Genomic DNA, 26,028 nt, shown 5'->3' on the forward strand with positions numbered 1-26,028 from the left:
ACACCTGTCTTCCGTTTAACGATTAGGTTAAACGAAAGGCAGGTGTTTCATTTGGTCTAGATCAATCCGGCTTTGGCTAACAAACGTTTAACTATAGCTGCGGTCTGCGCGCGGCTAACGTCGGCGTCCGCCATCAGTTTGCCGTCTGCACCCTGCACCAGACCTTGTTTAATAGCCGATGCTGCCGGCTCTGCAGCCCACGCCTGAACTTTACTGCCGTCACTGTACGCACCAAGCAGTGCTGCCGTTTCGGAAGCATCCGCTTTGGCCAAGTCTACCAGCTTCATTGCACGTGAAACGATGGTCATCGCTTCAGCACGGGAAATCTCGCTGTTTGGACGGAAGCTGTTATCCGTGTAACCGGAGATCAGTCCGTACGAAACTGCCGTTTGAACTTCATTTTCATACCAGCTGTCGGAACTCACGTCTGTAAATGTTGTCGTTACGTCATTTTCCGGGGAATGCAGGCCCAGACCTCTCAGCAGTACAGCTGTGAATTCTGCACGGGTAATGCTGCGATCCGGTGCAAATGTATGATCCCCTTGCCCTTCTACGACCAGACGGGAAGCCAGATCTTCAACATCGGTACGGCTCCAGTGGCTGGAAATATCACTGAATGTGGTTGGATGGTAGATCAAAGCGTAGGTGCTGTTCGTCAAACTGTTGATGACTGCAGCATCGTTCACTTCACCTTTGATTACTTTGGTCGGCACATGCAGCATCGTTCCATCCGCCTGAAGCACAACTCCCGTTGTAATCTTGGAGCCATCTGTATCTTTAGGCAGCGTAATGGAACGTTCAACATACGCATTGAAACGATTTACGTCAACCTGCTGTCCGTTGTATACGGCTTTGACTTCGAAGTCTACGGGAGCGCCAACTACAGTGGTATTGCTCATTTTACTCGCTGCCGCTTCAAGTACCGCTTTCTTCGTATCACTGCTTGGAGCAATCGTAATCTGAATGGTTACGTCTTCCAAGGGAGCCGAGCCGCCAAGCTGTTTTACAACTTGATCAACTTTGATCTGGCTTGCTGGCAGGGTATATGTTCCTGTATCTGTCTGGATAATAACTTCAGCGTTACTGTCTTCCATAGTTTTAATTAATTTACCGTTCAATTCCCCTACGACTGCGTTAGTGCCAGTCCCCGTAACCGGGAGCAAGACGCTGCGCAGTCCACTGCCCACCTGATTGATCACTTTGTTATTATCCACATGAATCGTGGTCGTCACCTTATTCCCTGATGTGGAAGTAGAAGCGGTTGCGGACTGTTCCTTTTTCTGCCCATTCACATAAATATCTACTCCTTTGGCTGCCGCCGGAGTGGAAGATGTGGTTGGTGCAGAAGACGACACAGGTGAGGACACAGAAGATCCCCCGCCAGAAGAACTGCCCGTGTCAGGTGTCGAAGGTGAACCGGAATTGCCGCCACCCGAGCTTGCTGCTGTAATCGTGATTGTTCCTCCTAACATTTCAGAAGGTGGACTCTCATCTATCGTGTTAACACGCCAGTGCTCGCTGTCCGCTTGGTTAACGGTAAGCTTTGTTTTGCCTGGCACAGCACTGCTTTTCGCCTGAATCTCCAGATCAAACATTTGCTCGCCCGTATCAATGAGATGATTGTTTCCTGTTAAATCAACCCAGATAATGCGCACCCAGCCTTCTTCGTTATTAATATAGTATTGGAATTCAGGCGTCGTTTCTTCCTCAGGAGAAGATGCGATGGTGCTGTACGTTCTAGGTGTAATGCGTACAACTTCTAAAGCAGCTTTATCAAAATCAATCTGCATATTATATGCTTTTACCGGATATTCCGCCTCTTTCAGCGTTACTGGCAAATGGACCGTTTTCCCCGCTTGTACGCTTACATCGGAAAATTCAACTTGAGAGTTCTTGGCAGTATAAGCACCAGCTAAACCAGGCGCAACAAGCGATGATAATAACGTCAGCATGATCAGACCTGACATTGTTTTTCTCATTTTTGGACGTTTCTTTTGGGGTTGAAGCATGTAATAACCTCCATATCTAAATTCGGGTGACTGACAAATTTAATGAGTAATTATAAACAGTGACATAAATATGTTCAGATCATGGCGGAGGTGGTGGACCCTCTACAGCTTGTGTTCCACGAATTACTAAAGTTTTCCCCTCTAACTGCTGATTCAAGTACGAGCGTGGTGTTACCTTGAGAATGAGATATTGATGTTCGTCTATGTCTCTTATCGTGTACTTATCCGAGGTTGCTCCTTGAATGATTTCTTCCCCATTGCCAAGCTCATCTGTGGCTGTGTACCACTGGTACTTCGTATTAGGTGGGTAATTAATAGGATTGTATCCATCAATGTCCAGATGTGTATATGTGCCAGTAATGGTCTGCTGGGTTTGCATAGTGCCTTCTAATTTGCCGTTGAACGCATAAGGAGCATCATATACCTGCTGGAAAGTCAGCACATAGCTGTTATCCTTCGCTCCAAGGGCCCCGCTGACATATCCTTTCAGTAACGCATTCATATCTTCCGCCGCAGGTTGACCGTTCCGATCGATGTCTGCCTGATTCATTTCAACATATGAATAACCACGACGGGACGTCATATCACGCAGATATCTGAACAGCAGCGCTGCATCGGCAGAATCAACCTTGTCGTCCCCGTTTAAATCCCCTTTTTTACTGATATAGAGTTCGATGTTATCTGTAACGGGTTCGAAAACCGGATCTAATGCCTCAGACAACCGATACTGCGCTTTTAACTCGATCTTGATATGACCACTGCGGAAGGGAACAACAACCAGTTTATTTTCATCATTTACATATGCTCGAGCCACTGTAGTATCATTTGAAATGGCGCTAAGTTGAGTAAACTGATCGGTCGGGAAATGAGTGCTCAAATCAATCATGACTGTGTTATCTCCTGCTTCAATGGCTGCAGAAGGTACCAGAGATGGATCCGATGTATAACTTAACCATTCGATACCATCATTAAGTACCGGGCGGGAAATTTTGATTAAGGGTTCAATTTCTCCTGCTTGAACCTGAGGAAGCGCGCCGACTGCGGGCAGGGCAATGCCAAGACTGAGTGCGGCCAGCATGCTTTTTTTCAATATCGGCTTTAATTGCTTATGTTTATTTTTTTTCCCCTTCAATTCATGTTCCTCCTCGTGTATATCTCATATTTGAACAATTACAGACTGAGTATAACGTTCTATTCTGAACCGATTCTGAACAGGTCTTACGAACTACTCCCAGTTGTAAATCGACAAAAAACGCCATGGGATAAGCTCCCACGGCGTTTTGATCCTTAAAAAATTCCCATTTTATATTATATTCAAGAAAAAAATATTTTCAAATGCCTTCAACAATGCGTTTTGCACGCACATTTACCTCACGATACAGCTCATCCTCATCAATCGTCAGCAGCTTTCTGTCCTTCATCAGCACCTGTCCATCAACAATTGTCGTATGCACATCTGCCCCGTTAACACTATAGGCCAGCAGTGCCTCTACATCATGTATTGGCTTCAGATGAGGTTTGGCGAGATCAATCAGAATCAAATCAGCTTTGTATCCGGGAGCCAGCATACCTGCTTCATCCTGAAGCGCCAGCAGTTCTGCACTGCCCCGGGTTGCCATCCGGAGCGCCCGAGGAGCAGGCATACGCGTCGGATCGCCGTAGTCCAGCTTTTGCAGCCAGCATGCCGCCTTAATCTCTTCAAACATATCGAGTGTTGTCGTACTGCCTGCGCCATCTGTCCCGATTCCTACCGTAATCCCTTCAGCCGTCATCGCTTCAACCGGTGCAGTGCCGCATCCAAGTTTCAGGTTGCTGACCGGATTATGAGCTGCACCGCCGCGCATACCTTTCAGTCTGCTAATGTCAGCGGCATTCAGATGAACCGCATGAGCCAGCAGCACATGCGACTGTTCAAACATGCCTGCCTCCTCCAAATATTCGGTCGGAGTCATGCCATAACGGCTGCGTATTTTCTCCACTTCTTCTTTCGTTTCCGCCAGATGGATGTGGAGCGGTACATTCTGCTGAACGGCCATAGCAATCACTTCACGCAGCGGTTCAATTGGACACGTATAAGGAGAGTGCGGCCCGTACATCGTTGTAATTCGTCCATTCGCCGCACCGGACCAGCGCTGCACCAGATCGATCGCTTCCTGCAGCCTGCGTCCTCCATCATCCTCCATAAAAACCATGCCGCGTGTCAGTGATGCACGGATTCCCGTCTCGGTGACCGCTTCGGCAATTTCATTCATATGAATGTACATATCCGCAAATGATGTCGTTCCTGAACGGATCATCTCCGCAATGGATAATTTTGCTCCCCAATAGATATCTTCGGGTGTCATTCGGGCTTCAGCAGGCAGCATTTTACGCTCCAGCCAGTCCATGAGCTTCAGGTCATCGGAAAAACCTCGCAGCAGGCTCATGGGCGAATGCTGGTGGGCATTAATCAGACCAGGCATCGCGAGTTTGTTCCGACCATCCATCACATCATCCCCCGGCTGGGGTCGGATATGGGCAGCAATCTGCACAATCCGATTTCCTTCAATACGAATATCACCCGTAAAGGGGGCTTCGGTTTCCTGCATTGTTAGAATCGTTGCTTGTTGAATTAAAATACTCATAATTATACACAGCTCCTCTGGATTGGATGTAGTTCTTCCAATACCAGCGTAAGCCTTTACGCAGCGGCAAGGTCAATCATTTTAATCGACCGGCAATCGCCACTTGGTGAAAGGTTTGGATGAACGGTCCGGGATCAATCTCCACCATATACGGATATACTCCTGTACTCGTATGCAGATAGAAAAATCCACCCTTATCCCCCATTCGGCGGAAAGACATATCGAACACTTCTGTGATCAGAAACTCCCTGTACCTTGTCACGATCCGATCTGCATAAAGGGTCATGGTTCGGGCATTCCTCTCGACTTCCTGTGCAAGACCAGTCACCTCTCGCTGTACTCTGTAATAAGGCAGTACGGCGATCGCGTCCATGTTATCCCTCCAATCATGCATTGATTACTAGTTTCATCATAGCAGATTGCAGTCTCAAGACAAAAATGACTTTAGGTAATCTTGATCATCACCTTTAACGGCTCGGAAAGTTCCTCCTGAATTTCCTGCAAGGAAAAACACTGCTCCACATGGTATACACCCGGTGCCTGGGAATGGCGGTATATACGCTTCGCCACAGCTGCAGCCACCTCTGCTGTCACAGCGGCTTCCTTTTCCCCAACCACGAGCTGTTCCACGCTCATTCGCTCTCCGTTTTTCCAGCCCGCCGCATCTACTTTCACCGCAAACATCGGCTCGCCACCCGGAACCAGCATAAAAGCCTTCACCACAGCGTTACGAATCCAGCCGAAACGCAGCAGCTTCAACAGCCCTGCTCGTCTGGCAATCGACAGTGTACGGGTTATCCAGCGAGAATCCAGACATAGTCGGGTTGACACCGTGGGAATGTGAAGCGTCTGAGCAGCCGCCAATTGATCCGAAAAAGCAAATCGATAGGCAGGCCGCCGCCCTAATTCCCCACCAAAATCAATCCATTTCCCATCGCTCAGGCTCTGTACTCTCGTCAGCTGCCCTTGCTGCATAACGTCATATGAAGTGTTCATCTGATCCACGGTCCATTCTAAGGCGGCTTTGCCGTGTTTCTCCCCGAGTCCCAGCATCACCGTAATGTTCGCTTCTTCCGTCTTATCCATATGCATGGATGCTTCTCGGACGAGCAGGTTCGTTATACCAGGAGACAATCCGACACTAAGAATTGCTGTTGATCCGGAAGATTGCATTGTTGAATGCAGCCGTTCAACCTGCTTCAAAAAATCACCCTTGGCCGAAATATCGATATAATCTGTTCCAGCCTTCGCACAGCTTTCGACGAACCGTGTGTCGTTCTGGTCCACACACATAATGACAAGTTTCACGTTTCGCAGCACTGCAGGGTCTACTGCTTTCATGATATCCAGCCGCATTGGCTTCACAGCTCCACCTGTCTGGCGGCTGAACTTCTCGGCTCGCTCCAAGCGTGTACCCGCTGCCCACACTTTGCCGGGAAATACCTGTGCGAGCTGCGTGCAGACCATCTGTCCCACCTGACCATATCCACCAATGACCCAGATCTGATCCTTCATGCTGCCTTGTTTCATCTCAGTCTCTGATCGCATAATAAGCCTCCACCCATAAAGCTCCGAAATATCGGGTGATCTGAGAAAAACCACACTCCGCAAGCAGCTGCTCCAAGGTTTCAGATGACACCGGATCGGATTGCTGACCAAGAGAAGCGGCAAACCACTCCCATTCTTCAGCAAGCACACCCGCCTGCAGCATATAATCCTTCCACGCCTGCATCATGACCGCATAGGCTGGAGAAGCAGGGTTTGCATTTACCGCTGCAATAATTAGAGGTGAACCGGGTTTGAGCCTTTTGGCCAGATGCCTGAGAAACGTTTTTTTCGCTTCCAGTCCATGAATAAAATGCAGCATCAACATGCTCGTCGCCCCATCGTACATCAAGTCCACTGGCAGTTGTTCCATCGTTACGGGGAGTAGTTTGACTTTGTTCGTAATACCGGCTTCTTCTGCCCGTTTCTCTGCCAGCGTTAACATCCGGGGAGAAGTATCCATGCCTGTCAGCTGCCAATCGGGATGTCTCGTGCCAAGCAGACTAACCTCTTTGCCCCCTCCAGCTCCTGTAATAAGTATATTAATACTGTTGTTATGGGCTATGGATGCTGTAAGAAGCTTTTCCATCAGATCGTGCATGTGGGCATAACCTGGGATTTTAAGAGCTATGGATTGTTCGTATCGATCGACATCTGCAGTATCCCAGCTGTTTACGGCCGAATTCACCTGATTTCCCGTCTCGATTCGATCCGCTGCTGCACTCTCTTTATGTTTTGGCGTACCATTCCATCTATTGTCCAAGCTGTCGCTCATTGTTACTGCACCCCTCTGTTATGAAGTAAGACTTGACTGTCTATTCGTCTAATTTCATTATAGAAGGATACACACAGGCGACCATCCCACAAGTTTGGGATATAGAGCACTTGGAGAGGAGTTAACTCGTTTGGCTGGTTTATACGGACAACAACATGTACATCGAATAACTTCACTTGAAAAGGGAACCTGGACGTCCCGCTCTTACAGGGAAGCTGTGCTCAGGCACCTGCAGCCCGTCATTCCTTATGATGCATACTGTTTTACCACAGTGGACCCCTCCACACTGCTCTCTACAGGCGCGGTGACGGAAGATGGAGTCGAAGCCATTCATGATCAACTATTTATTAACGAATACATGGAAGAGGATATTCATAAATACGCAGATCTGGTCCAATCCGATCAGCATACAGCCATCTTATATGCCTCCGTTCACAGCAATCCCGAATCCAGTGTACGTTATAAAAACATTCTGCTTCCCGCAGGGTTCGGTGATGAAATGCGCACGGTTTTTATCAGTAACGACTCCTGCTGGGGATACCTGACACTATACCGCAAAGCCGATCGGCCGGCATTTACAGAGCAGGAACGTTCCCAATTAGAAGAATGGACCTATTCTATTGCGAAAATGCTGAGAATAACCAGTTTGACGTTGATTGAAGAAATGAAGCGTGAAAGCCCTGCGGAACCAGGTATCCTGCTCGCATCGAATGCATTGAAACTCGTGTCCCTCAATACGTCTGCCGAATATTGGATTTCGCAGCTGCGTTTGATGGAGGGGATCTCACCGAATACTTTGCCGCGTCCCGTGCGAGCCGTGGCCTCCCATTTGTTGAGTCAGCTGCAGCTTGAACAGTCTGCAGCTTGCAAATCGTTATGTGCGTCCCCTTCTAAAGTGTGCATCCAGCTTCCGGATGGCCGGTATTTGATGCTGCAGGCAAGCCATCTGAAGCAGCTTGACGGATCTGATCAGATCGCGGTTATGCTTAACCAGGCGATGCCTCAGGAACTGCTCTCCGTCCTTGCAGAATGTCACGGTTTATCCCCACGGGAACGGGAAGTGTTAGGATATGTACTGCGCAGCTATTCTTCGAAGGAAATTGCCGCAGCTATGTATATATCCACCTATACCGTGCAGGATCATCTAAAATCGATTTTTGACAAGACGGGTGTATCCTCACGCCGGGAGCTTATATGGTATTTTGTATCTCGATTTCAGTTGACGGATGAACTAACGATAGGCTAGCGATGGGTTTTAACCTTTAAATCCGCTTTGTATTATGTACTTGCAGCCCAAATATCCTCTTGACGCAAAACGCAGTGTGCTGCATGGACTGCGTTTTATGTAAGAGGATTTTGACTGAACGGTGCTGAGCTTCAGATGCTGAGCTTCTAATGCTGATTGTATTATGAACCTTGAATGGAGAACATAGATACAATCTGTTTGCTCGTATATCACGTCCCCTTTTTTCAGACAAAACTTTTGGCGTCAGGCTGATTTTTTCTCATACGAAAAGCCACGAACTGTTCTTCATCAAAAATATTAAAATAGATGTTTCTTTCCAGAACAAGATAGAGTTTCTGCCCGGGTTCAACTCCAAACGAATGTGCCGGGTATACATGTACAGATGGATGGACTCGATTCCGTATGGTTTGCAAACTGTGATACATAAGTGCCGGGTCACCTCCGCGTTCAGAGCATATGCCGCATCCTTCTGCAAACAATGTATCTCCTGTAAAAATACAATTTTTCAATGAAAAACAGATAGAACCTGGTGTATGACCAGGCGTGTGTATGCAGGAAATCAGCGTGCTGCCTAATAAAATAGTATCCTGATCCTTGACAGCATGTAAATTCGCACACTGGTAATTGAAAAATTCAATTTCTGCAGCACCCATATACACTTTAGGATCAAAGCGATCCAATAAAGCCTGTACAAGATGTACATGATCAGGATGGGAGTGAGTCAGCAAAATGTGTGTAAGCTCCGCGCTTTCCGCTTCAAGAATATTGAGAATAGACGCCAGATCCCACGAAGGATCAATAACGGCCGCCTCTTGAGTGTGTGCATCAATAACAATGTAGCTATAATTAATAAAGCCTCCATAACTTGATTTAATAGGGTACACTTTGTATTCACTGGTTGTCATATGCAGTTCTCCTTAGTAGGTAAATGGGATAATTATATAGAGCCACGGATAACCCTCAGTGTCAGGCGTCTCTGGTGAAAACAACTCTGCCAGTGCTGCTGTTATGTACATGAATGAAAACTGAGATTGGATCAGCCTACCGATTAACAGATAAATAGTAGAGATGTGAAGAATTCGTTTTCAGAACAAGAAAATGATCGCTATATTCCTAAAATATTTCTACCAAAAACTTCTAAATAAAATGGTAATTGATGCATAAAATTTTGTCAACAAAACCCAAAAAATTATTTTTTTTCATTTTTCTTTTATTATCTCATTCTCAGGGTCAGGACAAAAGAAAACACCCTGTAAGCAGACGTTATATCCGCTTCACAGGGTGTGATGTTTAATTCATGCAGAACAATCGGTATCGCCAGTCTTAAGACTTGACAGGTTTGACAGACTTGACCTTCATCGCTTCTGAAGAAGCCGTATCCTGAGGATGCTCTAGGGGATACAATTTACGGAACAGCAGCGTCTGTAATACCAGAAATGATCCCCCAACCGTCCAATACAGAGGCATCGCTGCCGGCGCCGATAAAGAGAAAAATGCCATCATGAGCGGGGAAATGTATCCCATAATCGCAAACTGTTTGCGCTGTTCAGGAGCCATATTGGCTTGTGATACCTTAGCCTGAATCAGATAAATAACCGCAACGACAATGGCCAGCACATAATCAGGCGCACCGAGCTTAAACCACAAAAAGGAATGAGATGACAGTTCAGGCGTCAGCCGGATGGCTGTGTATATGCCCGACAATATCGGGAGTTGTATAAGCAGCGGCAGGCAGCCGATATTCAGCGGGTTGAATTTATGCTTTTTATACAGCGCCATCGTTTCTTCGGACTGTTTCTGCCGATTAGCCGCATCATTCTTACCCTCGTATTTTTTCTTGAGTGCATCCAGTTCAGGTTTCATTGCGTTCATGATCACGCGCGTTCCCTGCTGGGATTTGGCCTGGCGCATCATCAGCGGCAGTAGAGCGAGACGAATGGCTAATGTAATCATAATAATCGCAGCACCGTAACTTCCGTGAAATAGAGCGGCAATATGCTGAATCAGGTATGACAGTGGGAAAACGATGTAGTGATTAAAGAATCCCGGCGTCGATGAATTAATCTCCGATACATTGTTACTGCACCCGGCAAGCAGCATGACTGCGAAGAAGATTGCAGTCAGGCCATAGATCCGTCCCCTGCCAGATGTAAGTGTGAACCCCTTGTTTGTCTTATGTTCCATATAGATCCTCCTCGTTGATTGGTTGATTCCAGTCTCAACGAGGAATGACAATCTGGTTCGTCTTCATCCGGTGCTTCTTTTCGTCTGACCATGCGGCTCCCATTATCCGTCCTGTACTGCCTGTGCAGGTCTACAGCCGGGAATACGGGTTCAATTCCGTTTCCAGCGCCGCTCCCCATCCAATACTCCGTCATACCGCAGTGAAGATGCGCAATATAAGCGTAACTGACGGTAAAGATCAAACCAATGGAGAAGATATACGGAAGCAGCTCATGTAATTCAAACAAGAGATTCACCCCCTTCATACGTTTATTTTTACATTATAGCACTTACATATTCGGTTTGCACAAAGGAACTCACTGCAAATCAAAACTTCCGTTAATTCCCTTCTTCATTCGGACAATTCCAGCCGGGCCCTATATCTCGCTGCATTAAAAGAAAACCAAGCTGCACCATCCGCATGCAGATCCAGATACTTTTTACGCTCCACTAGATTTGTTTTCAATTCCGGGTAATCATTTTCCGCAAAATCCTGCAGTAAAGGCAGGGCATCAGCAGATAAACTTGCCAGATAAGCAGCATCAATACTTCCGGTTTGATGATACCGTTCGATGTTCAGCTCCGCTATTCGGATATCCATCCCGATATAGTTGATGACTGTATACGCTGTCAGCCCAAGCACAATATAACAGCGAATCAGGGGCAGCTTGGTGCAGCGAATTCGCAGTGCAGCAATGACTAACAAAAGAGCCAGAAAAATCATAAATGCATGTACAAGGAATCGGATGTACGTATATCCGTAAGCCTGTTCGTACAAGTTCAGACGCACAAAGGCGGAACTTAACATCACGGCAGAGCAGCAGACCAGAATCAGGAGCAGCGCCTGCTGTACGATTACACCTTTTTTGCCTTTTGCATGTGTATACTGCAGTACAACGACCAGCATAAGAAAGTTTAGACTCGTAACCAGAATCAGTTCAGTAAAGCCGTTTCTTGCATACTCGGCGTAAGACAAATCCACCGGAAGATGTCCTTCCCCCGTCCCGAACAAGTATGAAAACTGTACGAGTACAAACAAAATATAAACACTGTTCATGACGGTTAATATCGTTCCCGTAATTACCGGATCGAGCCGGAACGGCTCGCTGTCCGGCGAAGTCTGAATCCGAGAATCCACCGGCGTAAAGGCTGGTGTAATTTTCCTCTCCGAATCCGGGTTCGACGTCAACGGCTCGGCAGCGGGATGAAGCGGCGTTAGCGGGGAGGCTGTACTATTTTTCCAATGCGCATTCTCCCGCTTCTCCGCTTCATACTGCATCGGATGCACATATCCCCACACGTAACTGAAAAATAAAACTCCTGCGACAATAATCCAGATGATTCTTGGCAGCATGGGAGTAACCGCAATTTGATCCAGCCACTCCGGAAAGCCTGATAAGTACTCATTGAAGATACCGTCCGCAGAAGACAATAAAGTCAGAACCACGAGCAGCATAGGTACAGAGGCAAGCAGCCCGATCAGCACTTTGAGTACAACCGCTTTTTGGGTTTTATCCATTTTACGGCCCCCGGCCTGCACCATCATCGACCCGATCGTTCCCCAGTGCCGGATGGTTTGCGGAAGGGCATGGTCTATCGCTGTACCGATCAAACCAATCTCCCACCATGCTCTCTTCTTCCTGCCCATTACATACGTTAGATGCATCATAATCAGCCCCGGAATAACCATAAAGTTAAGCACTTGAAACAGAACATTATCGAACAGAAGATATGTCAGCGATAACAGCAGAATAACAGCTGCGATCCAGGCATCAAAAATCGTCAAAGCTCTCATGCGGTCTTTGGCAAACGTGTACATGAAGCAGTAAAACAAGATGACAAAGATCGGGTACGATACCCCGATATGGAAGTCGTAAAACAAATACTGATGCACGATTGCAAGCAAAAAAGCACTGGTTAAGGTAATGAACGCACGTTGCGGCGAAGACATTATTTTATCAATCATGGGAAATACCTCCATTAATCTATCTACGTTTTATTCTAGGTGATAAAATAGGAATATAAATAGAAAGATTGATCGATAAATTTTCTTATTTTAGATCTTGTACCGGATTCGGTCATCAAGGAGGAAGCTTTTAGATGAAACTTCATCAGCAGTATCTGCAGCTGCACAGCCAGTTGGGAGATACATCAGCACATACAATTACACTGGCGGAGCTTGCTGTACTGCTTGACTGTACCCACCGCAACACCCTCACTATAATTAAAAAAATGGCTGCTCTTGGCTGGATCCATTGGCATTCCCAGCGAGGACGCGGACGGCGTTCGACCTTGTCCCTGCTTGTTCCGGCAGATCAAATCGCCGCTGAATATATGATGGGGGCCATGAATCGCCGCGAGTTACAGGAAGCTGCCGATCAAGTTCGGGCTTTTTCTAATTCTACGTCGATGCATCATGCTCTGAACCAGTGGCTGCTTGGATACTCAGGTCATCATACTGAAGCTGGAGCCAACAATGAGCCAATTGACACGCTGCGTTTACCTGTACGTCAGCAGCTTCATGCGCTTGACCCGCTTTATATTAATCTGCTTGCTGAATCTTTTGTAACAAGCCATGTGTTTGATGGACTTGTTCAGCGGGATGAACACGGACAGATTATGCCCGCCCTGGCGCATACATGGGATGTTTCACATGACCGTCAAACATGGATTTTCCATTTGCGTAAGGGGGTTTATTTTCACGATGGGAAGCCTCTTACGGCTTCAGATGTCGTTCATACGTTTGAGCGTCTGCAGTCCACGAAACGACGAACACTGTACCGTGAGGTTGTTCAACAGATTCACTTGGTCGAAGTGTTAGGTCCCTTGGCTGTACGTTTCCGTTTAGAAAAACCTCAGGAATTGTTTTTGTCTTTTCTCTCGACAAGTCGGGCAGTCATCGTGGCTTCCCCCAATGGCGCTGACATGGCTGTAAAACAGGTTGATCTGATCCAGCCAATGACCAAACCCGTCGGTACAGGGCCTTTTAAAGTAAGTGTATGGGATAATCATCTGTGCAGGCTCGAAGCCTATCCAAGTTACTTTCAAGGCAGAGCTCTCATTGACCGAGTAGATATTTTGCAAATCCCTTGGGGAACGCCAGAGATAGAACGTCGTAAGGATCAACCTCCGGAAGCGGAGGAACATGTGGAATCCCCCTTCTTCCATCTCGTTCATAATCCGTCCAAAAAAGCAGGCACAGACTGGACACAAGCAAGTTCGGGGGTAACCGTTACGAAACTGCTTACGTGTAATACACGAAAAACCGGACCGTTAAACGATCCGGGAGTACGAGCGTATTTGCAGCAGTGCATCCAGCTGGCGAAAGAAAATGTTTCGAAGACAAGTAACGAAGAGAGCGATTCAGATATGGACTCCAATGTACTTGTTCGTGCAATCCCAATTTATGAAGGGGGCATTCCGTTAGACATCGCTACGATTCCACAGTATCGGCTGGACGCGGAGCAGCTGGCACTGGCTCTGGATCAAGCCGGTTTCTCCTGCACCATACGCACAGGCGGCATGGAGCAGTTCAAAGGAGATTGGCGTCTTGATTCTGATCTGATCCTCTTCTCTCTGATTCAGGATCGGGATGTGGAACTTCGCAGATATGATCTGTACGCCACACTGTCCGAACATCTGCAAACCCAGTCTAAGAAACAGGTACGACTCATGCTGCAAACCGCCGCTGTGACTGCACATGCCGCAGACCGAAAGCAAACGCTTGACGACATTCAACGCTATCTGATCCGAGAACATCTCATGTTCAGCTTGTCTCAAAAGCCTGTCGAAACAGCATATCTGCCTTCCGTGCGCGGACTATCGTTCAACAGCCAGGGGTGGGTTAACCTGCGTCACATCTGGTTCCCTTCTGAGAATGTCCAAATGTGGTAATCGATCGTGAACTTTCAGTTTATTTGTTCGATTATCATCTAGGTAAAATCATGCGCTCTCCAGTGTGATTACGTGTGCGACTGCCGCTTAACAATACTGTATCCTTGCGGCGGTAAACACCGAGAAGCAATCCGATCATGGCGTATTCAAGTATCACATGAGACGAGTATCCAATAAGAGGGAATCTAATACTCAAAATGGGCATGATTCCAGTAACGGCAGCAGCGGAATAGATGAGTTGAAGCGCAAGGACTGCCGTTACAGAAACGACGATAATTGAACCAAACGTTTCTTGGATGCGCGGCAGCATTTTAATCATCGTTCTAACAAGCCAGACGATGCCTACAATGAGCAGCACGCATGCTGACCAGCCAAACACTTCAACCAGCATTACGCCTGGAAAATCGAGATAATAATACCTAAAAGGAGAATTTTGTGGAATCGTTATGCCATTTCCCCACCAGCCTGCTGTTCTGACAATATCAATAATCGCGTTATTCGCGTAACCTTCTCCCTTCGAGGCATTATCCAGATTAAATAGAACAGATAACCTTTCGAATCGTCGGTACTCGTCTGTTAACAGGAATATAAGAACTGCCGCGACTCCGCAAGAACATGCAGCGATTACAGTGTACAGCCACTTTCTCGTAACCCAACCAAACAGCAGTAAAGCTGTGAAGCCGAATAAAGATAATCGAACCCAATCTGAGATTTGATAGATGAGCACCATAGGTAAAGCTGCTAGTGCAGTATAAGTACATATCATTTGCTTACTCGGAACCAGACGAAATCGATCCATCATGATTGCGCCGATTGCCAGCGGAAGTATCCAAAGGGCAGATGTAGTCACATCAATGGAAATGCCAAACGGTAAAAATAAGAATCGATTCGATCCGCCGTAAGCCTCTGCTAACATCGGGGTAATCCATAACATGACATTGATCAGAATATAAATCGGCCATGCCCATTTAATCCATTTACGATAATCAAAAAAGATGAAGAACAGCATGGTCATTATCCCCACACTTGTGTACATTAAATGAGTAGATGAATAATCAAACCCCAAGCCTAATGAGCTGTTGGTATAAATCCAGGTCAAAACCATGCCAATGACACCCATCATAATCACTGCAGCCAGCAATCTCCAGTGCATCCGGTGACGGTGAAGCTTATTCATCCTTTTGCCTAACTCGGCCGGATCACCCATCTGTTGAACAGCATAAGCTGCTGCTTCGTCGGGTTTATATCCTTCCTGCTTCTTATCACGTATCATCTCTTCCAAATGGCTGCCCAGCTCTTCACGAAGATCGTTATGTACTTCCTTCACCTTCACCTGACCGCAGATTTGATCCAGATATTCCTTAATCTGACTGTGTTTCTCATTCTGTTCTTCATGCTTGTTCTGGTTCATCAGGTTAAACCTCCTTCCCCGATCACACGATCTACAGCGCGGCGAAATAGAGACCACTCAGCTTTTTTGTGCTGCAGTGCCTGTATCCCCTGTTCCCGAATAGCGTAATATTTTCGTTTTCTGCCCTCCACTTCAGCCCAATAGGCCTCTACCCATCCTTCGATCTCCATCGCATGCAGTATAGGATACAATGTGCCTTCCTTCAAACTGAATACGCCTTCCGACTGGCGGTGCAGCTCTTTAATCAATTCATAGCCGTACATGGGCTGTGCTTGCAGCAGGGTCAGGATTAGCGTCTCTGTACTGCCTTTGATCATTTGTTTATTGATCTGCAAAAGTTTACCTCCTTTAAACTGCATGTAAGTATCTACATCAGATTTCACGTTTATATACCTTGGAAACCTATGCATAGTTAATCTAGGTATGATACTACCTTATTCATCCTTTTATGTCCAGCCTTTGGTTAATTAATTATGTTAAAATAATACTATCTTCGTTTGCTTCTCACGCGTATGAACCGTATTCATCTCGACAATCTTGGCAGTGTACAGATCGTTATCACGAATTAAAGGAGAACTACAAGTATGAGCAAAAGTAAACTTATTTTCTTTCTCGGCGGAGCGGGAAGCGGCAAAACTACGCTTGCCAAAGCGCTCTCCCGCAAATATAAAGCAGCCTTTCTAGACATGGATATCCTGCTTCGTCCTGCCGCGGAGGCCATTATGACGTTACAGGGACTTGATCCGTCAGATCGGGATTCGCCCGAGTATAAACGTTTGTGCCGTGATCTTGGATATCGCATCACCATGGATGCAGCGCTGGATAATGTGGATCTTGGTGTGGATACGATCGTCGTTGGGCCCTTCACCAAGGAGATTGAAACACCCGAGTGGATCGAGCAGGAGCTGTCTCGGATCGGGCGTTCACTTGGTAACACCGACGTTCGAGTGGCATATATTTATTTGCAGGACGAAGCGCAGTATTATAAGCGTATCACAGCCAGACATTCTCCATTAGATGAATGGAAACTTGCAAACTGGGACACCTTTATTACTTCTCTTGCTCGAAAAAAAGTAACCTGGCCGCTCCCGGCGTCATCCATTGCGTATATTGACAACTCTAGTGACAATCCTGCCGTGGCATTTGCTGAACTGGAACGACGAATATATGAGTGAAAGAACGATTCCTTTTATGATCATCTTGGTGCGTTTGCGGCAGTTCGTGTGAAGATACAGCGGGAAGGATGTCAGGTGCGCGGCGTCCAAACTCTAACGATTCAGAGAAGCCTTGTTTAGGCTTTTTTAGAGGATTTAAAGCTCTAACGATTTCACATAACGCTATTTTCCAAAAAACGGCCTAAATACCACTCAAAAGTCACTGTAACAGTGAAATAAGGTATCTGGAGATCGTTAGATTTTTATGTCATTTAATATGGAGGAAATAACGCTTCTGGGAATCGTTAGTGATTCGCCCCCTTGATATTGGACACCAGCTAGCTCGTTCTCAGATTGATTGGCGCAATATAACGCAAGCGATTTGGGATCAGAGGCTTCGCTCTGTATACTACCTCCCGTTTTCAATGTTACGGGGTACGAGGATGAAAAACTACAAAAAGAAAAGGATCGGTCTCATCCAACCTGTGAGGCTGACGATATCGATCCTGTTAGGCCCTGCTCTGCACCTCTGCCATTTTGTATTTAACATAACTTCATATCACTTTTCTTTGCTTTACTTTACTTTACTTCATTTCACTTAACATCAATTTATTTTCTTGCAGCAAATCACTTCCCGCACTTCCATGATCATTCTAGTCGCTGATTCCCAGTTCAAATCTCATCCGATTCTCGGACTTACCCGGGACATAACGGTAAATAATTTCAGCATAATCGGTATACATCAGCATGGTTGGTTCCGGTGCTTCTGCCTTCACCGTACAAGTCAGTCCCGGCAGCTCCCAGCGCTCTGGTTGTATATCCTGATGACGAATAGATGGTCCTTTGATTTCGAAATATACCTCAATCTCTTCCGCTGTATCCAGCTGCACATCAATGTTCAATGAGTCCGGTGTTACCTCTGCTTCAAATGTAATTCCACGCAAATGACTGTTCCAATCCCCGCCAGTTTCGCGCCGAATAAGACGCAGATAATAACGCTCTCCCGTCTCTGTCTGCCAATGAATGGTCGCCGGATGCATCTGACCGTTCGTATTACGGCTGCCTGACATCGCACCCATCATTCGATTTTCGCCAATCCAGGCCGAAGCCGTGCACAGATTTCGATTTGCTTTTGGATCATCGCGTTCACATAATTCCAGGAACTGTTTCTGCACAAGGCGATCTCCTTGATGAGCTTGGAAATACGGCACAGCCTCGGCAGGAACATCAATGCCAAGCAGCGCGATCATCGGGTCATGCCCCGATTCGCAATTCATCCCGGTTAAATGTTCGTACCCTTTTCCCAGCAAAAGATAGAGAAACACACCGATCGAACTGTGCTCCCGCATCTCCATATCATATGCCCGTGCGAATGGACCTGATAAATTCTCCAGCTTCGCATTGTAATACAGCGCGATATTATTCCACAATCCATGCTCAAGCCGATGAGCGATTTCAGTCATGCGCTCCGTGAATGCATACCTCCTGAACATGCCAAGTACAGCCAAATCAACCCCGTAGTAGGTCGTTGTATTAAATTCGGCAAACGTGCCGCCATACTGCTCGAATTCATGCAGCAAACCTTCGGCCTGTTCATCCGCATGCTGCATCCAGTCGGCACGCTTCAATCGATGTCCATAGTAATGGGTGATGAAGATATGCATCAGTTCAATGTTCGTGTTCATCGGGATTGCATCGGATAATCTGCGGTCCACGGAGCCTTGAACGGCACGTTCCATCGCTTCATCCATTCGCTGAATAAGTGCATCCGGCAGAAGCTCCGAAAATGCTGCGGAAGCAATGGCACACACACATGCGATGAACTCGCGCCAGTTTGGATCATAGCTAATCCAGACCGGAGGCAAAACCCCATGGACGGACGCATAAAACAGCTGTCTTAATTGTTTGACATCTGCTTCTTCCTTCAACAAATTATTTTCTTCCTGCAGCTTATGAATGAACGCTTCCGACACCTTCTCAAAGGTGCGTTCCAGGAAATATGCTGTTCCTGGGGCAAATGATTTCCACGCATAATGACCGGCGGGCGGATGCTCGTCAGTCGACTGGGTTGCGAAAGTTCCGTGATAGATTTCTTCGGGAGCATCATATTGGTAGTCAAGTACTTTATGAAGCACACGGACAGCTCGTTCGACATCACCAGACTTTTGACGAATCAGCAGTCCGAGCGCATAATGTGCGCTGCCTCGTGTGCCGTGTGCCGATGATTCCTCCCCAGAACTGCGGAGCAGGCCAAACTCTTCATCATAAAATCGGTCCATCATGTCCATCGACTGCATGACCAGATGCTGCTGTTCTTCCGACATCTTCTTGACCATGGGTTGTGTCATATTCTGAGACCTCCTGTAACGTTACCTTTTAGAGTATGATTGCCTGCCGTTACAACTGCCGTTATTTTTTTGTTGAAATCCAGCATTCATGCATAATATCTCTACTATCTTCCCGTTTACCCTGCTCTTCTCTCTGAACATTAGTTCTTGCCATGACTAAAGGAGTGGGTAAACCCTCCGCTGTTCTTTGGCCTGTCTGCTGACCATATACAAAATAACTGCACCCATCGCGGCACTAATGGTACAAGCCAAATACATGACCGACGGTCCCCCTGTGTCCAGTAAATAACCGTTAAGCATGCTGCCCACGATACCGCCAAGTCCTGCAAACACCATATTAAACAAACTTTGCCCCGTTGCCTGCATTTCACGTCCGGTGACGGAAGCCACATATTCTACAGCCGCGATATAGAAAAATCCAAAGGATAACCCGTGCAGCACCTGAACGCCGATCATCACTTCCGGACTAGGCCACAGCCATTGAATTCCCCAGCGCAGCACATAGGCACCAGCCGCAAGCAGCATGGTTCGCTCATGCCCCCACTTGCGAAGCACATACGCGGCTGCCAGCATCGATGGAACATTCGTGATGGACGCAATTAGAAGAGCTGTCCCCGTCCAAGCAGCCGACCCGCCAGCCATCTGAAATGAAATAACAAAAAACGAGTTAAACGCCGTCAGCGTTTGATTTACCAGGAAACAACCGGTAAGAAAGAGAAGGAACGTACGATTACGAAGCAGTCCTGCCAAACCTACAGAGAACGTTACAGAAGACGAGGAGATGCTCGTCTGTTTGGGGAGAGTGCCCGCCAATAAAGCACTTAAAATATTGAAAAAAAGAAAAGGAAGCCATAACATATGGATTGAAAACTGGGACAGATACATTCCTGCAGCAAATCCGCCAAGCCCTGTCCCCAGGCTTCCAAACAACCGGATCATCCCGTAAGAGGTATTTGCCGCTCTTGCTGCCGTTACCGCATAGGAATCCGCTGCAGGGATTTGTGTGACTTGAAATACAGTGCATAATGTATAAATCAGAATCAATATAATATACACCTGAATATTATAAAAGTAGGCTAGTGCCGCCGGAACAAGCAGGCTGATTACGAGTACAAGACGCGTCTTTTGGAATTTATCCACCAAAACCCCCCAGATTGGCTGGAGAATGACGGATATTAATGTTCCAAAAGCCATAATAAAACCGGTATCTTTACTGGAAAAGCCCTGTGAAACCAAAATCGGATTGATATAAGGGTTAAAGATGCCTCCAGCAAGTCCCATGAACAGATACAGGCCCTGCAATTTAATTAATACGGCTTTTGCTTCATTATCATCGGCTTTTCTTTTTTTAGTATCAGCCTTCATATGTCTATCTCTCATCCGAATCTCCATCCTTCTATTTCGGTGTCTCTGCGTTCGGACCCTACCTCTATCTATCCGTCTGCTTCAGGCTGCGTCTAATGGACGCCAGTGCTCCGATTGCCCCTGCCCTATTACCAAGCTCAGCAATGACAATTTGCACCGGAAGTACAATATAACGTTTCAGTCTGGACTGAACTTCATTTAGATAAAAGCTCGGATTGGACGCAGCGACACCTCCGCCCAGCACAATAATCGACGGGTTCAGCAGCGCCGTAATATTGGCAAGTCCTCTTGCCATGTAGCGCATAGGAAGTTCCAGAATCTCAAGGGCTGTCACATCACCTGCTTCAGCTGCCTTAAAGACATGTCTTGCTTCAATCTGATCCGCCTGTCCTCCGGCGAGGCTCCATATCAGAGATAACGGGTTTCCTTTGCCTGATGTAAAATAACTCCTCGCGTGCTCCGTAATTCCCGTACCAGACGTAACTTGCTCAAACACTCCGAACGCATCGCCATCTGCTGCATATTCGGAAGTCAATCCTTCGTCTCCTGCAATGAAGTGTCCGATCTCACCCGCAGCTCCGTTCTGTCCGCTGTATAACGCTCCATTCAGAACCAGCGCAGCACCAATCCCTGTACCCACAGTTACCATTACACTATGACGATGCCCTTTCGCCGCACCCTGATCCACCTCTCCCATAGCTGCCATGTTTACATCGTTATCCAACACGATACCGCCGCTGTAATACTTTGCAATAACAGGACGGATGTCTTCTTCCGGCCATTGAAAAGCAGGTGCATTGCGCATCACACCTTCATCCTGCAGTACGACACCCGGGAATCCCAGTCCTACGCCAGCCAGCTGTTCCCACGGACATCCAATGTCTTCGCAGAATGTTTTTAATTCAGCAAACAGCCAGCGAAAAAACGATTCCGGTTGATCGGCGGCCTGGGTTTGCAGTTTGCGTTCGTGAATTTCTCCCCCCTCCTTCTGAGTGGACAGCAGCATCAGCGTTTTGGTACCGCCGATGTCCACACCTGCAGTCCATGAAGTCTGCAGCTCCATCCTTTCAACCTGCGCGTTTTCAGTGATGTTAGCGTCTAACTGCTGACCAGCTGCACTTCCATGATCTTTATTTGTCATTCCGATTCCTCCTTGGCGAATATCTTTTTTGGCCCACCTTTTAAAACGCTTTGAGAATGCTCGCTTTGTTCGATATAACCTGGAGAGTGGACGTAAAAGAGCTTATTGGCGTCTATTAAAACCATCTAAGGCACCTACAACATACAGTACCAGTGGTGACTACGGGGTTACTACGAATTAATTTGGACTTGCTTCTTACCTCTATTTCTTACTTTCTACCTCTTACCTTTTACCTCGATTCTACAAGCGCTTCCTGCTGCAGATTCTGCAATGTCTGCTGCAGTGCCACCTGCACAGCACCTGTGACAACTGCCCGTTCTCCAAGAGCGGAACAGATCAACTTCGGCTGCACTGGAAATTGCTCCCCAGCCATTTGCCTTAACAAAGGCAGCAATACATCCCCGTTCCCGCCAATTCCGCCGCCCAGCACGATCAGTTCAGGAGCAAGCACCGTGCTGATCTGTCGCAGTGCCGAAGCAATCGTCCGACTGTACTGCTTCATTACTTCCACGGCCTGAACTTCTCCACTGCGCGCGGCTTCAAAGATCACTTCCGGCGTCAGCAGGGTATCCGAAGTGTCCGATGTATCCAGATTATCTGGCGTCTCAAAACCTGCAGCTGACGAGTTCTCTATATCTGATCTAACAAATGTCTCCAGCCCATAATGCTTCGCCAGATGCATCAGTCCCTCTGCTGACAATACATCTTCCAGGCGTCGGCCATCCTCCAGCAGCATCTCGGCTACTTCACCCGTTAATCCGCTTAGACCATGAAGCAGTTGGCCCCGAACCATGATACCCGCACCTGTTCCAGCCCCAATCGAGAAAAAAACAAACAGTGGCGAGTCTGTCGCCGCGCCGCTCCTGTACTCACCAAGCGCAGCAAGATTGACGTCATTATCCAGAATGACATCGCATGGAAAAGCTTGAGCCAACGCATCGCGCGAGAAACTCTGTTCCAAGCCTGCAAGCGGGTCTACAATCCGGCTAATTTGTCCCGATCCCGGCAGGACAACACCAGGAATCCCAAACCCGATACAGCGAAGATCACCCCACTGCAGATCATTCTCCTGCAGCAGCTGCCCCACATAGCTGTACAGCAGGTGAAGTACAGACTTTTCACACGTTTGAGATGATTCTGACGTTTGGTACATCTCCTCCGCTGCTGCCTCTCCATTGAACTGATTTAATCCAGGTTCTGGACTTGGATATCGTTTCGACTTCGATTCTAACTCTCGTTCTGACTCTGATTCCGGCTCTTCCTTCTTTTCCGGAACAATCGGCGGGTAGACTGCATACGCCGTAATCTGTCCGCTCAGGTCTGATAGAGCAATCCGAATCCGTGTGGCTCCAATATCAACACCGCAGACATAATAAGCTTTTTCATTGAATTGAATAAGCGTAGCCTTGCGGCCTTGGGCATTATCAGCCCTGCCCGTCTCTTTCACCAGATTCCGCTCGATCAGATGTTCGACCGCGGATGACACCGTTGGTTTGCTGAGTCCTGTCTGACGGCTGATGTCCGCTCTTGACATGCTGCCTTGAGTAATCAGGGCATCCATAATCAGATTTTCGTTCAAATTGCGGATATATTGCGGCGTGCCAGCCATTGGATCACCTCCATTTTATAGTTTTTATAGTTAGTTAAGTTTCTTAACGAATTAAATTCAATATATCATTCACTTCGGAGTGTGTACAGCTTCTTTTCTGCCAAAACCTATCTTCATCCTGCCATCTGCAGCCGCGACCTATGAGATACGATAATCACTGAAGATCACTTTCATGGTGTAATGAAAAAACGACATACTTCATAAAAGCAAAGGACGAAGCAGTAATCTTGCTCTGCTTCGTCCCTGAACCGCGGCTCTATGGAAATGTTAAGACTTCGAAAGCTCGATAAAGCCTTCTCCGAATACGTCACGTACATCATGGATCGTGATAAATGCGATCTCATCTTCTGCCCGCACAATTTTTTTCAGCATCGGTACCTCTTGTTTACTGATAACAATATACAAAATCTCTTTTGGATTCTTAGTATAGTAACCATGCCCCGATAGAACGGTTACTCCGCGGTCCATCTTTTCAATAACCTGCTTCGCAATCTGATCCTGTTTGGATGAGATAATCATCACGGCTTTTTTGGGATTCAGTCCTTCAATAATAAACTCCATCATTTTTGTACCGACAAAGAGCAGCACAATTGTACACATCAAACCCTGTGGTCCAATAATAAAGTACGACGAGAATGCCACAATTAGGTCAAAAAACAGCAATCCATAGCTGATATTCCAGTCCAGATATTTGTTCGCAAGCCGCGCCAAAATAACCGTGCCTGCTGTGGTCCCTCCCACTCTGACAATCAAACCAATGCCCAGACCGGCGAACACCCCTGCAAAGATTGTATTAACCCACAGCTCATCTGAAGCAATGCTCCAGCTTTCTGTCAGGTGCAGGAACAGGGAATTAAAGATAACCGCTATAATTGTGTACACCGTCGTTGTTCGATCAAGAAACTTGTAACCTACAATTAACAAAAGACCATTAAGAATCAGGTTCATAAGCCCCGGGGACCAGTGGAACAAGTAATACAGAATGATGGTAATTCCTGTTACGCCGCCCTCTGCGAGATCATTCGGGATGACAAACAAGTTAACCGCCAGTGCAAACAGAAAGGCACCAGCCATAAGAAATAAAATATCCGTAATTCTTTTTTTCATGCAGCGCTCCACCCTATTCATCCAGAATTAAACTCTTACTTATCTAACCTTCGAATAAAATATTTGTGATCTAACTTCATTTAAATAAATCTGTTACTCAGCTTCATCTAAACGCACTGTCATATACACTCAAGGTTAGATTCTACCACGCTCTTCGCAAAATTTGTATACATAATACAAATTGTTGCATCATTTGTACAAAGGAAATTTGTAACCTCCCTCTTTTCGCAGCTCCGTATCATGAATTCTAAGCTATTAACCATGACAAATGTCATGGTCCATTATTGATATTTATCATTACAACAGGCTGACGTTTATGACTTACGATCAAGAACGCTTTCTTTTACAATGATAAAAACGCTTCCCAAAAGGAGAGTCCTGCCGGGAATCGCAAGATACATCTATTACCGTTGTATCGAATTAAGGAGGAACATACATGAGCAGAAGCAAAGAAATGGCTCTGAAAAAAGAAGTCACCCCTTTTGAAAAAAATGATCTCAAACTAAGCATTCGTCAACTAATCAATACATTGCTCCCGCTCTTCTTATTGTGGGCAGCCGCCTACTACAGCTTATCGATATCCTACTGGCTTACGTTTCCGATCGCACTTGTGGCCTCAGGATTTGTCCTGCGCACGTTTATTATTTTCCATGACTGCTGTCACGGATCATTCTTCAAGAGCAAACGGGCCAACGATATTCTCGGCACCATTACCGGTGTGCTAACTCTAACTCCCTACCAGCAGTGGAAGGCTGAACATTCCATTCACCATGCGACAAGCGGCAATCTGGACAAACGCGGTGTAGGTGACATCTGGGTCATGACCGTGGATGAATATAAGTCTGCCACACCATGGATGCGTCTCTTCTATCGTGTATACCGGAATCCGGTTATCATGTTTGGCATCGGGCCGATCTATGTATTCCTGCTTGCTTACCGCTTTAACCGCAAAGCGGCAAGACGTAAAGAACGAATCAATACCCATTTAACAACCGTTTTAATTATTGCGCTGTATGGCTTCATGTGCTGGCTGATTGGCTGGCAGGCCTTTGTTATGGTGCAGGCACCTGTATTTTTCTTCTCCGGTTTCTTCGGCATCTGGCTGTTCTATGTCCAGCATCAATTTGAAGAGACGTATTTCGAACACGAAGATGAGTGGAGCTATGTGAAAGCAGCCGTAGAGGGCAGCTCCTATTACAAACTGCCCAAACTGCTGCAGTGGGTCAGCGGAAATATCGGATTCCATCATGTGCATCACTTGAGTCCGCGTGTACCCAATTACTATCTGGAGGAAGCACATAATGCAACACCGCCTCTGCAGAAGGCAACAACGATTACGCTTCGTTCCAGCCTGGTTGCGCTTCGTTTCCGTCTGTGGGATGAGGACAGCAAACAGTTTATCAGTTTCAAAGACCTGCGTCGTAATACACGCAAAAGCTACGTTCCGAACCCAATTCGTGTAACTAATCAAGCGAGTCTGACAGAGAAGCCTTAGGCTCTGTCAGATTCGTTTTCTTGTATTCAGACGATAGTCATGCTACAGTCAGGCTAAAAGCTTATTACTATTGTAATGATTC

The 26,028-nt window shown here is 46.8% G+C and carries 21 protein-coding genes; 4 read left to right on the top strand and 17 right to left on the bottom strand.

Translation table 11 applies throughout. The annotated features are described in order from the left end of the window. Positions 1 to 56: 56 nt before the first annotated feature. The 6 genes from ABXS70_RS13265 to ABXS70_RS13290 all read right to left on the bottom strand — a co-directional run bounded on the left by ABXS70_RS13265 (position 57) and on the right by ABXS70_RS13290 (position 6,953). Entirely contained in the window at positions 57 to 2,009 is a 1,953-nt protein-coding gene (locus ABXS70_RS13265; RefSeq protein ID WP_366296257.1) for an S-layer homology domain-containing protein, read from the bottom strand. A gap of 79 nt (positions 2,010 to 2,088) precedes the next feature. Beyond that, complete coding sequence (locus ABXS70_RS13270) at positions 2,089 to 3,141, bottom strand: dockerin type I repeat-containing protein (RefSeq protein ID WP_366296259.1); 1,053 nt, start codon at positions 3,139 to 3,141, stop codon at positions 2,089 to 2,091. Positions 3,142 to 3,340: 199 nt separating this feature from the next. Then, entirely contained in the window at positions 3,341 to 4,633 is a 1,293-nt protein-coding gene (locus ABXS70_RS13275; protein ID WP_366296261.1) for an amidohydrolase, read from the bottom strand. A 76-nt stretch (positions 4,634 to 4,709) separates the two neighbouring features. Next, positions 4,710 to 5,006 carry a hypothetical protein gene (locus ABXS70_RS13280; protein ID WP_366296263.1) on the bottom strand — a complete coding sequence of 99 codons (297 nt, stop codon included), beginning with the start codon at positions 5,004 to 5,006 and terminating at the stop codon, positions 4,710 to 4,712. A gap of 71 nt (positions 5,007 to 5,077) precedes the next feature. Beyond that, entirely contained in the window at positions 5,078 to 6,181 is a 1,104-nt protein-coding gene (locus ABXS70_RS13285) for a saccharopine dehydrogenase NADP-binding domain-containing protein (protein ID WP_366296265.1), read from the bottom strand. Further along, positions 6,165 to 6,953, bottom strand: coding sequence for a class I SAM-dependent methyltransferase (locus ABXS70_RS13290; RefSeq protein WP_366296267.1), 789 nt, complete (start codon positions 6,951 to 6,953; stop codon positions 6,165 to 6,167). Before ABXS70_RS13290 ends, ABXS70_RS13285 begins: the two co-directional genes overlap by 17 nt. Positions 6,954 to 7,083: 130 nt before the next feature. On the opposite strand from ABXS70_RS13290, the gene ABXS70_RS13295 reads away from it, so the two are divergent. Further along, positions 7,084 to 8,199, top strand: a complete 1,116-nt coding sequence (locus ABXS70_RS13295) for a helix-turn-helix transcriptional regulator (protein WP_366296269.1) — start codon at positions 7,084 to 7,086, stop codon at positions 8,197 to 8,199. Positions 8,200 to 8,423: 224 nt separating this feature from the next. Here the strand turns inward: ABXS70_RS13295 and ABXS70_RS13300 are convergent, their stop codons facing one another. The 4 genes from ABXS70_RS13300 to ABXS70_RS13315 form a co-directional block, all read right to left on the bottom strand. Continuing rightward, positions 8,424 to 9,104, bottom strand: coding sequence for an MBL fold metallo-hydrolase (locus tag ABXS70_RS13300; protein ID WP_366296271.1), 681 nt, complete (start codon positions 9,102 to 9,104; stop codon positions 8,424 to 8,426). Positions 9,105 to 9,522: 418 nt separating this feature from the next. Continuing rightward, entirely contained in the window at positions 9,523 to 10,383 is an 861-nt protein-coding gene (yidC, locus tag ABXS70_RS13305; protein ID WP_366296273.1) for a membrane protein insertase YidC, read from the bottom strand. After that, positions 10,320 to 10,670: a hypothetical protein gene (locus ABXS70_RS13310; RefSeq protein WP_342555785.1), complete on the bottom strand. Its 351-nt coding sequence runs from the start codon at positions 10,668 to 10,670 to the stop codon at positions 10,320 to 10,322. Before ABXS70_RS13310 ends, yidC begins: the two co-directional genes overlap by 64 nt. A 104-nt stretch (positions 10,671 to 10,774) precedes the next feature. Further along, complete coding sequence (locus ABXS70_RS13315) at positions 10,775 to 12,388, bottom strand: DUF4173 domain-containing protein (RefSeq protein WP_366296275.1); 1,614 nt, start codon at positions 12,386 to 12,388, stop codon at positions 10,775 to 10,777. Positions 12,389 to 12,522: 134 nt separating this feature from the next. Between ABXS70_RS13315 and ABXS70_RS13320 the strand changes: the two genes are divergently transcribed. Next, positions 12,523 to 14,316 carry an ABC transporter substrate-binding protein gene (locus tag ABXS70_RS13320; protein ID WP_342555783.1) on the top strand — a complete coding sequence of 598 codons (1,794 nt, stop codon included), beginning with the start codon at positions 12,523 to 12,525 and terminating at the stop codon, positions 14,314 to 14,316. Between the two features lie 34 nt (positions 14,317 to 14,350). Here ABXS70_RS13320 and ABXS70_RS13325 read toward each other — a convergent pair whose 3' ends face one another. Next, positions 14,351 to 15,727 carry an FtsW/RodA/SpoVE family cell cycle protein gene (locus ABXS70_RS13325; protein ID WP_366296277.1) on the bottom strand — a complete coding sequence of 459 codons (1,377 nt, stop codon included), beginning with the start codon at positions 15,725 to 15,727 and terminating at the stop codon, positions 14,351 to 14,353. Continuing rightward, the gene (locus ABXS70_RS13330) at positions 15,727 to 16,062 is read right to left on the bottom strand and encodes a helix-turn-helix transcriptional regulator (RefSeq protein WP_342555781.1); all 336 of its coding nucleotides are present in this window, start codon (positions 16,060 to 16,062) and stop codon (positions 15,727 to 15,729) included. The genes ABXS70_RS13325 and ABXS70_RS13330 overlap by 1 nt, the downstream gene beginning before the upstream one ends. A 249-nt stretch (positions 16,063 to 16,311) precedes the next feature. Here ABXS70_RS13330 and ABXS70_RS13335 point away from each other — a divergent pair, with 249 nt between their 5' ends. Continuing rightward, positions 16,312 to 16,902 (top strand): AAA family ATPase, encoded by a 591-nt coding sequence (locus tag ABXS70_RS13335; protein WP_342555780.1) that lies wholly within the window; start codon positions 16,312 to 16,314, stop codon positions 16,900 to 16,902. Between the two features lie 632 nt (positions 16,903 to 17,534). Here the strand turns inward: ABXS70_RS13335 and ABXS70_RS13340 are convergent. The 5 genes from ABXS70_RS13340 to ABXS70_RS13360 form a co-directional block, all read right to left on the bottom strand. Further along, a complete protein-coding gene (locus ABXS70_RS13340; RefSeq protein WP_366296279.1) occupies positions 17,535 to 19,229 on the bottom strand; it encodes a hypothetical protein in 1,695 nt (564 codons plus the stop codon). 156 nt (positions 19,230 to 19,385) lie between these two features. After that, complete coding sequence (locus ABXS70_RS13345) at positions 19,386 to 20,609, bottom strand: MFS transporter (protein ID WP_366296281.1); 1,224 nt, start codon at positions 20,607 to 20,609, stop codon at positions 19,386 to 19,388. 49 nt (positions 20,610 to 20,658) lie between these two features. Then, complete coding sequence (locus ABXS70_RS13350; RefSeq protein ID WP_342555776.1) at positions 20,659 to 21,735, bottom strand: ROK family protein; 1,077 nt, start codon at positions 21,733 to 21,735, stop codon at positions 20,659 to 20,661. 229 nt (positions 21,736 to 21,964) lie between these two features. Continuing rightward, positions 21,965 to 23,344: an ROK family transcriptional regulator gene (locus ABXS70_RS13355; protein WP_366296283.1), complete on the bottom strand. Its 1,380-nt coding sequence runs from the start codon at positions 23,342 to 23,344 to the stop codon at positions 21,965 to 21,967. Positions 23,345 to 23,611: 267 nt separating this feature from the next. Beyond that, positions 23,612 to 24,451: a YitT family protein gene (locus tag ABXS70_RS13360; protein ID WP_342555774.1), complete on the bottom strand. Its 840-nt coding sequence runs from the start codon at positions 24,449 to 24,451 to the stop codon at positions 23,612 to 23,614. 436 nt (positions 24,452 to 24,887) lie between these two features. On the opposite strand from ABXS70_RS13360, the gene ABXS70_RS13365 reads away from it, so the two are divergent. Next, a complete protein-coding gene (locus tag ABXS70_RS13365; protein ID WP_342555773.1) occupies positions 24,888 to 25,946 on the top strand; it encodes a fatty acid desaturase in 1,059 nt (352 codons plus the stop codon). Positions 25,947 to 26,028 lie beyond the last annotated feature (82 nt).

Origin of the sequence: Paenibacillus sp. AN1007 (genome assembly GCF_040702995.1) — a bacterium.
Taxonomy (GTDB): domain Bacteria; phylum Bacillota; class Bacilli; order Paenibacillales; family Paenibacillaceae; genus Paenibacillus.

Coding starts and splice junctions, on each gene's coding strand:
- ABXS70_RS13265 (WP_366296257.1), bottom strand. CDS start 2,009: ATGCTTCAACCCCAAAAGAAACGTCCAAAAATGAGAAAAACAATGTCA.
- ABXS70_RS13275 (WP_366296261.1), bottom strand. CDS start 4,633: ATGAGTATTTTAATTCAACAAGCAACGATTCTAACAATGCAGGAAACC.
- ABXS70_RS13280 (WP_366296263.1), bottom strand. CDS start 5,006: ATGGACGCGATCGCCGTACTGCCTTATTACAGAGTACAGCGAGAGGTG.
- ABXS70_RS13285 (WP_366296265.1), bottom strand. CDS start 6,181: ATGCGATCAGAGACTGAGATGAAACAAGGCAGCATGAAGGATCAGATC.
- ABXS70_RS13290 (WP_366296267.1), bottom strand. CDS start 6,953: ATGAGCGACAGCTTGGACAATAGATGGAATGGTACGCCAAAACATAAA.
- ABXS70_RS13300 (WP_366296271.1), bottom strand. CDS start 9,104: ATGACAACCAGTGAATACAAAGTGTACCCTATTAAATCAAGTTATGGA.
- yidC (WP_366296273.1), bottom strand. CDS start 10,383: ATGGAACATAAGACAAACAAGGGGTTCACACTTACATCTGGCAGGGGA.
- ABXS70_RS13315 (WP_366296275.1), bottom strand. CDS start 12,388: ATGATTGATAAAATAATGTCTTCGCCGCAACGTGCGTTCATTACCTTA.
- ABXS70_RS13320 (WP_342555783.1), top strand. CDS start 12,523: ATGAAACTTCATCAGCAGTATCTGCAGCTGCACAGCCAGTTGGGAGAT.
- ABXS70_RS13325 (WP_366296277.1), bottom strand. CDS start 15,727: ATGAACCAGAACAAGCATGAAGAACAGAATGAGAAACACAGTCAGATT.
- ABXS70_RS13335 (WP_342555780.1), top strand. CDS start 16,312: ATGAGCAAAAGTAAACTTATTTTCTTTCTCGGCGGAGCGGGAAGCGGC.
- ABXS70_RS13340 (WP_366296279.1), bottom strand. CDS start 19,229: ATGACACAACCCATGGTCAAGAAGATGTCGGAAGAACAGCAGCATCTG.
- ABXS70_RS13345 (WP_366296281.1), bottom strand. CDS start 20,609: ATGAGAGATAGACATATGAAGGCTGATACTAAAAAAAGAAAAGCCGAT.
- ABXS70_RS13350 (WP_342555776.1), bottom strand. CDS start 21,735: ATGACAAATAAAGATCATGGAAGTGCAGCTGGTCAGCAGTTAGACGCT.
- ABXS70_RS13355 (WP_366296283.1), bottom strand. CDS start 23,344: ATGGCTGGCACGCCGCAATATATCCGCAATTTGAACGAAAATCTGATT.
- ABXS70_RS13360 (WP_342555774.1), bottom strand. CDS start 24,451: ATGAAAAAAAGAATTACGGATATTTTATTTCTTATGGCTGGTGCCTTT.
- ABXS70_RS13365 (WP_342555773.1), top strand. CDS start 24,888: ATGAGCAGAAGCAAAGAAATGGCTCTGAAAAAAGAAGTCACCCCTTTT.